Below are 13865 nucleotides of genomic sequence, written 5' to 3' on the forward strand. Positions count from 1 at the left end.
AGTTTTAGATTATGAAAGTAAATGTTCATGCAGTCAACTTTAATGTTGACAGGAAGCTGGTTGGTTATGTTCAGGACAGGTTGAATAGACTTGAAAAGTATTATGACAGGGTTGTGAATTCTGATGTGTATTTTAAACTGGATAATACGAGTGAAAAGCAAAATAAGATCGCAGAGATTAAAATAGCAGTCCCGGGGGATGAGTTTATAGTTAAAAAGCAGTGTAAATCATTCGAGGAGGCGGTTGAGCTTGCGGCAGATTCCATGGAACGTTTATTGATGAAAAGAAAGCAAAAAATCAGGACGCATTCATAAAAAGAAAAAAAACCTGAAAAATGTTTTGATTAAAAAATAAATTCTATACATTTGCAGTCCGTTAGAAATAGCGGACTTTTTTATTGTAAGTTGCCGGTGTAGCTCAGCTGGCTAGAGCAGCTGATTTGTAATCAGCAGGTCGTGGGTTCGAGTCCCTCCATCGGCTCTAAAATAAAGAGCTTTGTGAGATTTGATTAAGTTTTTGATTGTCAATTATTTGAAAGAAAATCACAAATTTGTTCTTAAGGTTTTTGAAGAAAAAGCAACTGAAAAGTAAAGGTTAGGGGAGATACTCAAGCGGCCAACGAGGACGGACTGTAAATCCGTTGGGAAACCTTCGCAGGTTCGAATCCTGCTCTCCCCACAAAAAAAAGTTATTTGAGTATTGAGTTGTGAATAATAAGCTGTTTTTGGCTTAGGGTTTAAAATTCATGTTGAGATGACGAGACAGGCCGGTGTAGCTCAGGGGTAGAGTGCTTCCTTGGTAAGGAAGAGGTCACGGGTTCAAATCCCGTCATTGGCTCAAGTTTAAAAGAATTTGAACACTAATTATATAACTAAGATTAAATTATTAAATCATGGCAAAGGAAACTTTTGATAGGTCGAAGCCGCACCTTAATATAGGTACAATCGGGCACGTTGACCACGGTAAAACTACTTTGACTGCTGCTATTACAAAAGTATTAGCTGATGCAGGTCTTTCTGAGGCTAAATCATTTGACCAAATTGATAACGCTCCTGAAGAAAAAGAAAGGGGTATTACTATTAATACTTCTCACGTAGAGTATGCTACAGCTAACCGTCACTACGCTCACGTTGACTGTCCAGGTCACGCGGATTACGTTAAGAACATGGTTACTGGTGCTGCTCAGATGGACGGTGCTATCCTTGTAGTTGCTGCAACTGACGGACCGATGCCACAAACTCGTGAGCACATCCTTCTAGGTCGCCAGGTAGGTGTTCCAAGAATGGTTGTATTTATGAACAAAGTGGATATGGTTGATGATGCTGAGCTTCTTGAGCTAGTTGAAATGGAAATCAGAGATCTACTTTCTTTCTATCAATATGATGGTGATAACGGACCAGTTATCCAGGGTTCTGCTCTAGGTGCGCTTAACGGTGAACCAAAATGGGTTGATACTGTAATGCAATTGATGGATGCGGTTGATAACTGGATTGAGCTTCCTGCTCGTGACGTTGATAAGCCATTCCTAATGCCGGTTGAAGACGTATTCACAATTACTGGTCGTGGTACTGTTGCTACAGGTCGTATCGAAACAGGTGTTGCTAATACAGGTGACGCAGTTGAAATCATCGGTATGGGTGCTGAGAAACTTACTTCAACTATTACTGGTGTTGAGATGTTCCGTAAAATCCTTGACAGAGGTGAAGCTGGAGATAACGTAGGTCTACTTCTACGTGGTATCGATAAAGCTGATATCAAAAGAGGTATGGTTATCATCAAGCCAGGATCTGTTAAACCACACGCTCACTTTAAAGCAGAGGTTTATATCCTTAAAAAAGAAGAAGGTGGACGTCACACTCCATTCCACAACAACTACCGTCCTCAGTTCTACGTTCGTACAACTGACGTAACAGGAACAATTTCTCTTCCTGCAGGTGTTGAGATGGTAATGCCAGGTGATAACCTTACTATCGATGTGCAACTACTTAGCCCAATCGCTCTTAGCGTAGGTCTACGTTTCGCTATCCGTGAGGGTGGTCGTACAGTAGGTGCAGGTCAGGTTACTGAAATACTAGACTAATTTATAGTTAAAATAAAAAGCCAGCCTGGTGCTGATGCATCAGCTGGCTTTTAACAAACGGGCGTAGTTCAAGGGTAGAATAGCGGTCTCCAAAACCGTTGATGGGGGTTCGAATCCCTCCGCCCGTGCAAAAACAATATAACAATGGCAAAAGTTACTAATTACATATCAGAAGCATTTACTGAGCTTAAATCAAATGTAACATGGCCTGAATGGGCTGAAGTTCAACGTTTGACTATTATTGTTGCTGTATTTTCAGTAATATTTGCGTTGGTTACTTTTGGAGTGGATAAAGGCTTTGAAGTTCTTGTCGCTAAGTTTTATGCTTTATTAAAAAACTAATTTTATTACAATGACTGATAACAATGTCAAAAAGTGGTATGTGGTTAGAGCTGTAAGCGGTCAGGAAAATAAAGTTAAAAACTACATAGAAACAGAAATTAGCAGACTAGGGATGTCTGATTATATTTCTCAGGTACTTGTTCCAACTGAAAAGGTGGTTCAGGTTCGTGATGGAAAAAAAATCAGCAAAGACCGTGTTTACTTTCCTGGCTATGTAATGATTGAGGCTAATTTAACCGGTGAAATACCGCATATTATAAAGTCTATTACCGGTGTTATCGGTTTTCTAGGAGAGACTAAAGGTGGCGATGCTGTTCCTTTACGTTTAGCTGAAGTAAACAGAATGCTTGGTAAAGTAGACGAATTGTCTGTTAAAACTGATAACGTTTCTATACCATTTGCGGTAGGAGAGACGGTAAAAGTTATTGACGGACCATTTAACGGTTTTAACGGAAACGTTGAAAAAGTTAATGAAGAAAAGCGTAAGCTTGAGGTGATGGTGAAGATCTTTGGAAGAAAGACTCCGCTTGAGCTAAGTTTTATGCAGGTTGAGAAAGTATAATTTTGTTACACTTATTATAAATCACATCATTCGCTTCCAAATGAAGATGTGCTAAATTTTTTTAAAGAAATGGCTAAAGAAATTAGTAAAGTAGTTAAACTACAAGTTAAGGGAGGTGCTGCGAATCCGTCGCCACCGGTTGGACCTGCATTGGGAGCTGCTGGGGTTAATATCATGGAGTTCTGTAAGCAATTTAATGCCAGAACACAAGATAAACCCGGTAAAGTTCTACCAGTACAAATTACTGTGTACAAAGACAAATCTTTCGAGTTTGTTGTTAAAACGCCACCGGCTGCAATCCAACTACTGGAAGCTGCTAAACTTAAAGGAGGTTCTGGTGAGCCAAACCGTAAGAAAGTAGCAAGCGTTACCTGGGATCAGATCAGGACTATTGCTGAAGACAAAATGGCTGACCTAAATGCTTTCACAATCGAGAAAGCTATGAGTATGGTAGCTGGTACAGCAAGGTCTATGGGTATAACAGTATCAGGAGCAGCTCCTTTTTAATCTAAAAAGAAAAAGAAGACATGGCAAAATTGACAAAAAAACAGAAAGAGGCTGCTTCAAAAATTGAGAAGAACAAGCTGTATTCATTGAAAGATGCTTCTGCATTAATCAAAACAGTTGCTTCTGCAAAATTTGATGAGTCTGTTGATATCGCAGTACGTCTGGGTGTAGATCCAAGAAAAGCGAATCAAATGGTGAGAGGTGTTGTAACGCTTCCTCATGGTACAGGTAAAGATGTAAGAGTTCTTGCTCTTGTTACACCTGATAAAGAAGCTGAGGCTAAAGCTGCTGGTGCTGACTACGTAGGTTTAGATGATTACCTTCAAAAAATTAAAGACGGATGGACAGATGTTGATGTTATCATCACTGTACCTGCAGTTATGGGTAAATTAGGTCCTCTAGGTAGAATATTAGGTCCTCGTGGTCTAATGCCAAACCCTAAAACAGGAACTGTTACTATGGAAGTAGGTAAAGCTGTTGCTGATGTTAAAGCTGGTAAAATCGACTTTAAAGTTGATAAAACCGGTATCGTTCATGCAGGAATCGGAAGAATCTCTTTTGAGGCTGACAAGATTACTGAGAACGCGCACGAAATTATTCAAACATTAATCAAATTGAAACCAACTGCAGCTAAAGGTACATACATTAAGAGTATCCACATCTCTTCTACTATGAGCCCTGCTATCGCTTTAGATCCTAAAGCAGTATAATTGGTAGTTAAAAAGTTTTATTATGACCAAAGAAGAAAAATCAAGAGTTATTGAAGATTTAACTGCACAGTTGGCTGGTACAAACGTTGTTTATGTAACAGATATTTCAGGACTTAATGCAGAGAATACTTCAAACTTAAGAAGAGCTTGTTTTAAAGCTGGTATCAAACTTGAGGTTGTTAAAAATACCCTTCTTGAAAAAGCTATGGGTAGCTTAGATAACAACTATGGTGAACTACCTTCTATCCTAAAAGGAAGTACTTCTATCATGATTGCAGAGAACGGTAACGCTCCTGCTAAAATCATCAAAGAATTCCGTAAAAAATCTGATAAACCAGTTCTTAAAGGTGCTTACATCCATGAGGCTGTATTCATCGGTGACAACCAGCTTGACGCCCTTGTAGCACTTAAATCTAAAGACGAAGTTATCGGAGAAATCATCGGTCTTCTTCAATCTCCTGCTAAAAACGTTGTTTCTGCACTTAAATCAGGTGGTAGTACAATTGCAGGACTTGTTAAAACATTATCTGAAAGATAATAACCCCGCGAGAACGCACTTTATAAATTATATATTACAAACTATTTAAAACGATAGAAAAAATGGCAGATTTGAAACAATTCGCAGAACAACTAGTTAACTTAACAGTTAAAGAAGTTAACGAACTAGCTACAATATTAAAAGATGAGTATGGAATCGAGCCTGCTGCTGCTGCAGTAGTTGCTGCTGGTCCTGCTGCTGGAGGTGATGCTCCTGCTGCTGCTGAGCAAACTGAGTTCACTGTAGTTCTTAAAGATGCTGGTGCTTCTAAACTTGGTGTTGTTAAAGCTGTAAAAGAACTTACAGGTTTAGGACTTAAAGAAGCTAAAGATCTTGTAGATGCTGCTCCAACAAACGTAAAAGAAGCTGTTTCTAAAGAAGAGGCTGAAGGTCTTAAGAAAGCTTTAGAAGAAGCTGGAGCTGTTGTTGAGCTTAAATAAGCTTACATCGGTTACAAAACCCAGGTTTAGGCCTTGAGAAGTACTCTCAAAGGCCTAAACCATTTTTCGTATAATAACATTTTATACGCTTTTTACTAAATTTTTTTAATCAAAATTTTGTCCATTGATGATAACAAATCAGACTGAAAGATTAAATTTTGCCTCAACAAAAAACATTCCTGATTACCCGGACTTCCTTGACATACAGGTAAAATCTTTTAAAGATTTTTTCCAGCTTGAAACGAAATCAGATGAAAGAGGCAACGAAGGTCTTTATAACACCTTCATGGAAAACTTTCCGATTACTGATACAAGAAATCAGTTTGTATTGGAGTTCCTTGATTACTTTGTTGATCCGCCACGTTATACAATTGAAGAGTGTATAGACAGGGGACTTACATACAGTGTGCCGCTTAAAGCAAGGCTTAAACTTTACTGTACAGACCCTGAGCATGAAGATTTTGAAACTATTGTACAGGATGTATATTTGGGAACTATCCCTTATATGACACCAAGCGGTACTTTTGTTATCAACGGTGCTGAACGTGTGGTTGTATCACAGCTTCACAGGTCTCCTGGTGTTTTCTTTGGCCAGTCATTCCACGCAAACGGAACAAAATTATACTCTGCAAGGGTAATTCCTTTTAAAGGTTCTTGGATAGAATTCGCTACAGACATTAACAGTGTAATGTATGCTTATATCGACAGAAAGAAAAAACTTCCTGTTACTACGCTATTCAGAGCTATTGGTTTTGAAAGGGATAAAGATATCCTTGAAATATTTGACCTTGCTGAAGAAATCAAGGTTTCAAAAACAGGTCTTAAAAAGTATATCGGAAGAAGACTTGCTGCACGTGTATTGAACACTTGGCACGAAGATTTCGTGGATGAGGATACAGGTGAGGTGGTTTCTATCGAGCGTAACGAAATTATATTAGATCGTGACACTATCATCGACAAAGATAATGTTGAAGAGATCATCGACTCTAACGTAAAAACAATTCTGTTACACAAAGAGGATAACAATCAGGCAGATTATGCTATTATCCACAATACTTTACAGAAAGACCCTACTAACTCAGAAAAAGAAGCTGTAGAGCATATTTACCGTCAGCTGCGTAATGCAGAACCACCTGATGAGGAAACGGCTCGAGGCATTATAGATAAATTGTTCTTCTCTGACCAACGTTACAACCTTGGTGAAGTAGGTCGTTACAGAATGAACAAAAAACTTAATCTTGATATTCCTATGGATAAGCAGGTGCTTACCAAAGAGGATATCATTACGATAGTTAAATACCTTATTGAGCTTATCAACTCTAAAGCAGAGATTGATGATATTGACCACTTATCAAACCGTCGTGTACGTACAGTAGGTGAGCAGCTTTCAGCTCAGTTTGGCGTTGGTCTTGCCCGTATGGCAAGAACAATCAGAGAGCGTATGAACGTTAGGGATAACGAGGTGTTTACACCAATCGACCTTATCAATGCTAAAACATTGTCGTCGGTTATAAACTCGTTCTTTGGTACTAACCAGCTTTCTCAGTTCATGGACCAGACGAATCCACTTGCAGAAATCACTCACAAGAGAAGGTTATCAGCACTTGGACCAGGTGGTCTTTCAAGAGAGAGAGCAGGTTTCGAGGTTCGAGACGTTCACTATACGCACTATGGCCGTTTATGTCCTATCGAAACGCCTGAGGGACCAAACATTGGTTTGATCTCGTCTCTTGGTGTTTATGCTAAGGTAAACGGAATGGGCTTTATTGAAACGCCTTACCGTAAAGTTACTGAAGGTAAAGTAGACCTTGAATCGGCTCCTATTTATCTAAGTGCTGAAGAAGAAGAAGGTAAGATGATTGCTCAGGCAAACATTGAAATGGATGGAAGTGGTGTTATTACTGCCGATAAGATCATTGTTCGAGAAGAAGGTGATTTTCCGGTTGTTGAACCTACTGCAGCTCACTATACTGACGTTGCTCCTAACCAGATCGCTTCTATCTCGGCTTCATTGATTCCTTTCCTTGAGCACGATGATGCGAACCGTGCGTTGATGGGATCGAACATGATGCGCCAGGCTGTTCCTCTTTTACGTCCGGAAGCCCCAATTGTGGGTACAGGATTGGAGCGCCAGGTAGCTTCTGACTCTAGGGTACTTATCAATGCTGAAGGGCATGGTACTGTTGAGTATGTTGATGCTAACGAAATTACAATTAAATATGACAGAACTGACCGTGAGAGAAGCGTGAGCTTTGATCCGGATGAGAAAACATACCAGCTTATCAAGTTCAGAAAAACGAACCAGAGTACAAGTATTAACCTTAAGCCTATCGTAAGAAAAGGTGACAGAGTTAAACCGGGTCAGGTTCTTTGTGAAGGTTATGCTACACAAAATGGTGAACTTGCTCTTGGTCGTAACCTTAAAGTGGCATTCATGCCTTGGAAAGGTTACAACTTCGAGGATGCGATCGTGATTTCTGAAAAAGTGGTTCGTGATGATATCTTTACGTCTATCCACGTAGATGATTACTCTCTTGAGGTAAGGGACACTAAATTAGGTAACGAAGAGTTAACTAACGATATCCCTAACGTAAGTGAGGAAGCTACTAAAGATCTGGACGAAAACGGTATGATCAGGATTGGTGCCGAGGTTAAACCTGGTGACATCCTTATTGGTAAGATTACTCCAAAAGGTGAGTCTGATCCAACACCGGAAGAAAAACTTCTTCGTGCTATCTTTGGAGACAAAGCAGGTGATGTTAAGGATGCTTCATTAAAAGCATCTCCGTCATTACATGGTGTTGTACTTGATAAAAAACTGTTTGCGCGTGCCGTTAAGGATAAACGTAAACGTACAAAAGATAAAGACGATTTAGGAAAACTTGAAATGGATTTTGAAGTTAAGTTCAACGAGCTTAAGGATAGACTTATTGACAAGTTATTTAATATCGTTAACGGAAAAACTTCACAGGGAGTGATGAATGATCTGGGTGAGGAAGTATTACCAAAAGGTAAGAAATATACTCAGAAAATGCTGTATGCTGTTGAAGATTTCGCTCACTTGACTAAAGGTCAGTGGACTACGGATGACGAAACCAATGCAATGGTTAACGACCTTATCCACAACTATAAAATTAAGCTGAACGACCTTCAGGGAGCCCTAAGAAGGGAAAAATTCACCATTACTGTGGGTGATGAGCTTCCGTCAGGTATCTTGAAACTTGCTAAAGTTTACATCGCTAAGAAACGTAAGCTTAAAGTGGGTGATAAGATGGCGGGACGCCACGGTAACAAAGGTATCGTTGCTAAAATCGTACGTCAGGAAGATATGCCGTTCCTTGAGGATGGTACTCCTGTGGACATCGTGCTTAACCCGCTTGGTGTACCTTCACGTATGAACATCGGTCAGATTTATGAAACGGTTCTTGGATGGGCTGGTATGGACTTAGGAAGGAAATTTGCTACTCCTATTTTCGACGGTGCTTCTCTTGACCAGATCAATGCTCTAACAGATGAGGCAGGTATACCAAGATTTGGCCACACTTACCTATACGATGGAGGAACCGGAGAGCGTTTCCACCAGGCGGCTACAGTAGGTGTAATCTACATGCTGAAACTAGGTCACATGGTAGATGATAAGATGCACGCGCGTTCTATCGGTCCTTACTCGCTTATCACGCAGCAGCCTCTTGGAGGTAAAGCGCAATTTGGTGGTCAGCGTTTTGGAGAGATGGAGGTTTGGGCTCTTGAGGCTTATGGTGCGTCAAGTACTTTAAGGGAGATACTGACTGTTAAATCGGATGACGTTATCGGTAGGGCTAAAACTTACGAAGCTATCGTTAAGGGTGAAACTATGCCGGAACCGGGATTACCTGAATCGTTCAATGTATTGATGCATGAGCTTAAGGGTCTTGGACTTGACATCAGATTAGAAGAATAAATTTCCACGGGAATGGTACATTGTGCCATTCCCTTCTATACTTTTTTAATAAATTGATAGATTACATATCATGACGAAATTAAAAGATAAAAATACCATTAAAAGATTCGACAAGATTTCTATCGGACTTGCTTCGCCGGAATCAATACTTGCTGAATCAAGAGGTGAAGTTCTTAAGCCGGAAACGATTAACTATCGTACCCACAAACCGGAAAGAGACGGCCTTTTCTGCGAGCGTATATTTGGTCCTGTAAAGGATTTTGAATGTGCTTGTGGTAAATATAAAAGGATCCGTTATAAAGGGATTGTTTGTGACCGATGTGGTGTTGAAGTTACCGAAAAGAAAGTACGCCGTGACAGGGTAGGACACATCAACCTTGTTGTGCCTATCGCCCACATATGGTATTTCCGTTCGCTTCCTAATAAAATTGGTTATATCCTTGGTCTTCCGTCTAAAAAATTAGACATGATCATATACTATGAAAGGTATGTGGTTATTCAGCCGGGTATCGCTAAAGGACCGGATGGGGAAACCCTTAACAGACTTGATTTCCTAACTGAAGAAGAGTACCTGAACATTCTTGATACCCTTCCGATGGAAAACCAATACTTAGATGATACAGACCCTAACAAGTTTGTTGCTAAGATGGGTGCTGAGTGTATCATGGACCTGCTTGCAAGGATTGACCTGAACGAGCTTTCGTACCAGTTACGCCACAGTGCTAACACTGAAACATCTAAACAGCGTAAAACTGAAGCTCTTAAAAGGCTTCAGGTTGTAGAATCATTCCGTGAGTCTAACCTTAACAGGGAAAACCGTCCTGAGTGGATGATCCTAAAAGTTATACCTGTTATCCCGCCTGAGCTTCGCCCATTGGTGCCGCTTGATGGTGGTCGTTTTGCAACATCAGATTTGAATGACCTTTACCGTAGGGTGATCATCCGTAATAACCGTCTTAAGAGGTTGATGGAGATCAAAGCTCCGGAGGTTATCCTTCGTAACGAAAAGCGTATGCTACAGGAATCTGTAGATTCACTATTCGATAATACAAGAAAAGCATCTGCTGTTAAAACAGAATCGAACAGACCGCTTAAATCACTTTCTGATTCATTAAAAGGTAAACAAGGACGTTTCCGTCAAAACCTACTTGGTAAACGTGTTGACTATTCTGCACGTTCGGTAATTGTCGTTGGACCTGAGATGAAACTTTATGAGTGTGGTCTTCCAAAAGATATGGCGGCTGAGCTTTACAAACCATTCGTTATCCGTAAGCTTATCGAAAGAGGTATTGTAAAAACAGTTAAGTCTGCTAAAAAGATAATCGATAAAAAAGAGCCTGTAGTTTGGGATATCCTTGAAAACGTAATTAAAGGTCACCCTGTATTACTAAACCGTGCTCCTACTCTTCACCGTTTAGGTATCCAGGCGTTCCAGCCGAAACTTATCGAAGGAAAAGCGATTCAGCTTCACCCATTGGTATGTACGGCATTCAACGCGGATTTCGATGGTGACCAGATGGCGGTTCACCTTCCGCTTGGGCCTGAGGCTATCCTTGAAGCGCAGCTATTGATGCTTGCTTCTCACAATATCCTTAACCCTGCTAACGGTGCTCCGATTACTGTACCTTCTCAGGACATGGTACTTGGTCTTTACTATATGACCAAAGAACGTCTTTCAACTCCTGAAAAGAAAATATTAGGTGAAGGCCTTACTTTCTATTCGGCAGAAGAGGTACACATCGCACTAAACGAAGGTAGACTTGAGCTTAATGCACGTGTGAAAATACGCGCTAAAGATTTCAACGAAAACGGAGAGCTTGTTTGGAAAATTATCCAGACAACTGCAGGTAGGGTATTATTCAACGAGGTGGTGCCGGAAGCGGCAGGATACATCAATGAGATCCTTACTAAGAAGTCATTAAGAGATATTATCGGTGCTATTTTAAGTGTTACCGATGTACCTACAACGGCTGCTTTCCTTGATAATATGAAAGATATGGGATACCGTTTCGCATTCCGAGGTGGTCTTTCATTCAGCTTAGGTGATATCATCATCCCTGAAAGAAAGCAGGAGCTTATTGCTGATGCTAACGAGCAGGTTGATGCTATCTCTATGAATTATAACATGGGTCTAATTACCAACAACGAGCGTTACAACCAGGTAATTGACGTATGGACTTCTACAAACGCATTGCTTACAGAGCTTGCCATGAAAAACATTCGTGAGGATCAGCAAGGATTCAACTCGGTGTACATGATGCTTGACTCTGGGGCGAGGGGTTCTAAGGAGCAGATTCGTCAGCTTACAGGTATGCGTGGTTTGATGGCTAAGCCTAAAAAATCTACCGCTGGTGGTGGTGAGATTATCGAGAACCCGATCCTTTCTAACTTTAAAGAAGGTCTTTCGATTCTTGAGTACTTCATCTCTACGCACGGTGCACGTAAAGGTCTTGCGGATACGGCTCTTAAAACGGCGGATGCAGGTTACCTTACAAGGAGGCTGCACGACGTTTCTCAGGACGTTATAGTTAACTCTGTTGACTGTGGTACACTTAGAGGTATCGAGGTTTCTGCACTTAAGAAAAATGAGGAAATCGTTGAATCTCTTGGTGAAAGAATTCTTGGCCGTGTGGCACTTCAGGATGTTATCAACCCGCTTACAAGCGAAGTGCTTGTAGCTGCCGGTGTTCAGATTACTGAAGCAGAGGTTAAAGCTATCAACGCTGCGCCAATCGAGAAAGTTGAAGTACGTTCTCCACTAACATGTGAGGCTACTAAAGGTATCTGTGCTAAGTGTTACGGTCGTAACCTTGCTACCGGTAAGATGACACAAAGAGGTGAGGCTGTAGGTGTAATTGCTGCACAGTCTATTGGTGAGCCGGGTACTCAGCTTACACTTCGTACATTCCACGTTGGTGGTGTTGCGGGTGGTATTTCTGAGGAGTCTAGCATCATCACTCGTTTTGCAGGTAGATTAGAGATTGAAGATCTTAAAACTGTAAAAGGTGAAGATATCGATGGTAACCCAACTGATATCGTTGTTTCACGTTCTACAGAGCTTAAGCTTGTTGACGAAAACACAGGTATTGTATTAAATACTCATAACATCCCTTACGGTTCAAGTATCTATGTAAAAGACGGTGACGTTGTTGAAAAAGGTGCTGTAATTTGTAAATGGGACCCTTATAATGGAGTTATTATCTCTGAATTTACGGGTAAAATCGCTTATGAAGATATCGAACAAGGACAATCATTCATGGTTGAGATCGATGAGCAAACCGGATTCCAGGAGAAAGTAATCTCTGAGGCAAGAAATAAAAAACTTATCCCTACGCTTCTTGTATACGGAAACGATGGCGAACTTATCCGTTCGTACAACCTTCCGGTAGGTGCTCACCTTATGGTTGACAACGGCGAGAAGATTAAGGCTGGTAAGATCCTTGTTAAGATTCCAAGACGTTCATCTAAAGCAGGCGATATCACGGGAGGTCTTCCTAGGATTACTGAGCTTCTTGAAGCACGTAACCCTTCTAACCCGGCTGTGGTTTCTGAAATCGACGGTGTTGTTTCATTCGGTAAGATCAAGAGGGGTAACCGCGAGATCGTGATCGAGTCTAAATTTGGTGAGATTAAGAAGTATCTTGTGAAACTTTCTAATCAGATCCTTGTTCAGGAGAATGACTACGTTAAAGCAGGTATGCCGCTATCAGACGGTGCTATTACTCCTGAGGATATCCTTAGGATCCAGGGACCATCTGCTGTACAGCAGTACTTAGTGAACGAGATTCAGGAAGTTTACCGTCTTCAGGGTGTAAAAATCAACGATAAGCACTTTGAGGTGGTTATCCGCCAGATGATGCGTAAAGTACAGGTTCAGGATCCGGGTGATACGCTATTCCTAGAGGATCAGCTAATCCATACATCTGACTTTATCGTTGAGAACGACAAACTATACGGAATGAAAGTTGTTGAAGACGCAGGTGACTCTGAAAACCTTAAACCGGGTCAGATCGTTACTCCACGTGAGCTTAGAGATGAGAATTCATTACTTAAGCGTAACGACCAAAACCTTGTAGTAGCAAGGGACGTAGTTCCTGCAACAGCTACTCCGGTACTTCAGGGTATCACAAGGGCGTCGCTTCAAACTAAATCGTTCATCTCTGCTGCATCGTTCCAGGAAACTACAAAAGTACTGAACGAAGCTGCGGTTGCCGGTAAAGTTGACGGACTTGAAGGACTTAAAGAGAATGTAATCGTTGGTCACAGAATACCTGCTGGTACAGGTATGAGAGACTACGACAACACTATCGTAGGTTCTAAAGATGAATACAATGAGCTATTAACTCCTAAGGAGGAATATAACTACTAATACAATGAGTGACCAAAATAATCAGGCACAGCTTCAGATCGAGCTGGATGAGAAAACAGCAGAGGGAACATACAGTAACCTTGCAATCATCAACCACTCTGCTTCTGAATTTGTTGTGGATTTCGTAACGATTATGCCGGGCGTGCCTAAGGCTAAAGTGAAATCCCGCATTGTATTAACGCCACAGCATGCTAAAAGGCTGCTAAAGGCACTAGGGGAGAATATCCACCGCTTTGAAGCCACTCACGGCCAGATAAGCGATACGGAACAACCCGCTATTCCTTTGACCTTTGGTCCTGCAGGACAGGCTTAATAAAAATAGAAAACCCTTTCAGTAATGAAAGGGTTTTTTTATTGGTTAAATATTTAGTTGTCTT

General features: G+C 40.9%; 11 protein-coding genes and 4 tRNA genes. All 15 read left to right on the forward strand.

Going from position 1 to position 13865, the window contains the following annotated elements:
• Positions 1-11: 11 nt before the first annotated feature.
• Positions 12-314 (forward strand): ribosome hibernation-promoting factor, HPF/YfiA family, encoded by a 303-nt coding sequence (hpf, locus tag DEU42_RS01820; RefSeq protein WP_114756568.1) that lies wholly within the window; start codon positions 12-14, stop codon positions 312-314.
• 92 nt (positions 315-406) lie between these two features.
• Positions 407-480: transfer RNA gene (locus DEU42_RS01825), tRNA-Thr, on the forward strand.
• 117 nt (positions 481-597) lie between these two features.
• Positions 598-678 (forward strand) — tRNA-Tyr (locus DEU42_RS01830).
• 87 nt (positions 679-765) lie between these two features.
• Positions 766-837 (forward strand) — tRNA-Thr (locus DEU42_RS01835).
• A gap of 55 nt (positions 838-892) precedes the next feature.
• Positions 893-2080 (forward strand): elongation factor Tu, encoded by a 1188-nt coding sequence (gene tuf / locus DEU42_RS01840; protein ID WP_114756569.1) that lies wholly within the window; start codon positions 893-895, stop codon positions 2078-2080.
• Between the two features lie 57 nt (positions 2081-2137).
• A tRNA-Trp gene (locus DEU42_RS01845) sits at positions 2138-2208 on the forward strand.
• A 16-nt stretch (positions 2209-2224) separates the two neighbouring features.
• Entirely contained in the window at positions 2225-2422 is a 198-nt protein-coding gene (secE, locus tag DEU42_RS01850) for a preprotein translocase subunit SecE (RefSeq protein WP_114756570.1), read from the forward strand.
• A 10-nt stretch (positions 2423-2432) separates the two neighbouring features.
• Positions 2433-2984: a transcription termination/antitermination protein NusG gene (nusG, locus tag DEU42_RS01855; RefSeq protein WP_114756571.1), complete on the forward strand. Its 552-nt coding sequence runs from the start codon at positions 2433-2435 to the stop codon at positions 2982-2984.
• A gap of 69 nt (positions 2985-3053) precedes the next feature.
• Positions 3054-3491 carry a 50S ribosomal protein L11 gene (gene rplK, locus DEU42_RS01860; protein ID WP_114756572.1) on the forward strand — a complete coding sequence of 146 codons (438 nt, stop codon included), beginning with the start codon at positions 3054-3056 and terminating at the stop codon, positions 3489-3491.
• Between the two features lie 20 nt (positions 3492-3511).
• Positions 3512-4201: a 50S ribosomal protein L1 gene (rplA, locus tag DEU42_RS01865; RefSeq protein ID WP_114756573.1), complete on the forward strand. Its 690-nt coding sequence runs from the start codon at positions 3512-3514 to the stop codon at positions 4199-4201.
• A 22-nt stretch (positions 4202-4223) separates the two neighbouring features.
• The gene (rplJ, locus tag DEU42_RS01870; RefSeq protein WP_114756574.1) at positions 4224-4739 is read left to right on the forward strand and encodes a 50S ribosomal protein L10; all 516 of its coding nucleotides are present in this window, start codon (positions 4224-4226) and stop codon (positions 4737-4739) included.
• A 62-nt stretch (positions 4740-4801) separates the two neighbouring features.
• Positions 4802-5179: a 50S ribosomal protein L7/L12 gene (rplL, locus tag DEU42_RS01875; protein ID WP_114756575.1), complete on the forward strand. Its 378-nt coding sequence runs from the start codon at positions 4802-4804 to the stop codon at positions 5177-5179.
• A gap of 127 nt (positions 5180-5306) precedes the next feature.
• On the forward strand, positions 5307-9119 hold the full coding sequence (gene rpoB, locus DEU42_RS01880; protein ID WP_114756576.1) for a DNA-directed RNA polymerase subunit beta: 3813 nt from the start codon (positions 5307-5309) through the stop codon (positions 9117-9119).
• A 70-nt stretch (positions 9120-9189) separates the two neighbouring features.
• On the forward strand, positions 9190-13488 hold the full coding sequence (gene rpoC / locus DEU42_RS01885; RefSeq protein ID WP_114756577.1) for a DNA-directed RNA polymerase subunit beta': 4299 nt from the start codon (positions 9190-9192) through the stop codon (positions 13486-13488).
• A gap of 4 nt (positions 13489-13492) precedes the next feature.
• Complete coding sequence (locus DEU42_RS01890) at positions 13493-13801, forward strand: DUF3467 domain-containing protein (protein ID WP_114756578.1); 309 nt, start codon at positions 13493-13495, stop codon at positions 13799-13801.
• The last annotated feature ends 64 nt before the right edge of the window (positions 13802-13865 follow it).

It is taken from the genome of Flavobacterium sp. AG291 (assembly GCF_003350375.1).
GTDB lineage: Bacteria > Bacteroidota > Bacteroidia > Flavobacteriales > Flavobacteriaceae > Flavobacterium > Flavobacterium suzhouense.

Coding starts and splice junctions, on each gene's coding strand:
- hpf (WP_114756568.1), top strand. CDS start 12: ATGAAAGTAAATGTTCATGCAGTCAACTTTAATGTTGACAGGAAGCTG.
- tuf (WP_114756569.1), top strand. CDS start 893: ATGGCAAAGGAAACTTTTGATAGGTCGAAGCCGCACCTTAATATAGGT.
- secE (WP_114756570.1), top strand. CDS start 2,225: ATGGCAAAAGTTACTAATTACATATCAGAAGCATTTACTGAGCTTAAA.
- nusG (WP_114756571.1), top strand. CDS start 2,433: ATGACTGATAACAATGTCAAAAAGTGGTATGTGGTTAGAGCTGTAAGC.
- rplK (WP_114756572.1), top strand. CDS start 3,054: ATGGCTAAAGAAATTAGTAAAGTAGTTAAACTACAAGTTAAGGGAGGT.
- rplA (WP_114756573.1), top strand. CDS start 3,512: ATGGCAAAATTGACAAAAAAACAGAAAGAGGCTGCTTCAAAAATTGAG.
- rplJ (WP_114756574.1), top strand. CDS start 4,224: ATGACCAAAGAAGAAAAATCAAGAGTTATTGAAGATTTAACTGCACAG.
- rplL (WP_114756575.1), top strand. CDS start 4,802: ATGGCAGATTTGAAACAATTCGCAGAACAACTAGTTAACTTAACAGTT.
- rpoB (WP_114756576.1), top strand. CDS start 5,307: ATGATAACAAATCAGACTGAAAGATTAAATTTTGCCTCAACAAAAAAC.
- rpoC (WP_114756577.1), top strand. CDS start 9,190: ATGACGAAATTAAAAGATAAAAATACCATTAAAAGATTCGACAAGATT.
- DEU42_RS01890 (WP_114756578.1), top strand. CDS start 13,493: ATGAGTGACCAAAATAATCAGGCACAGCTTCAGATCGAGCTGGATGAG.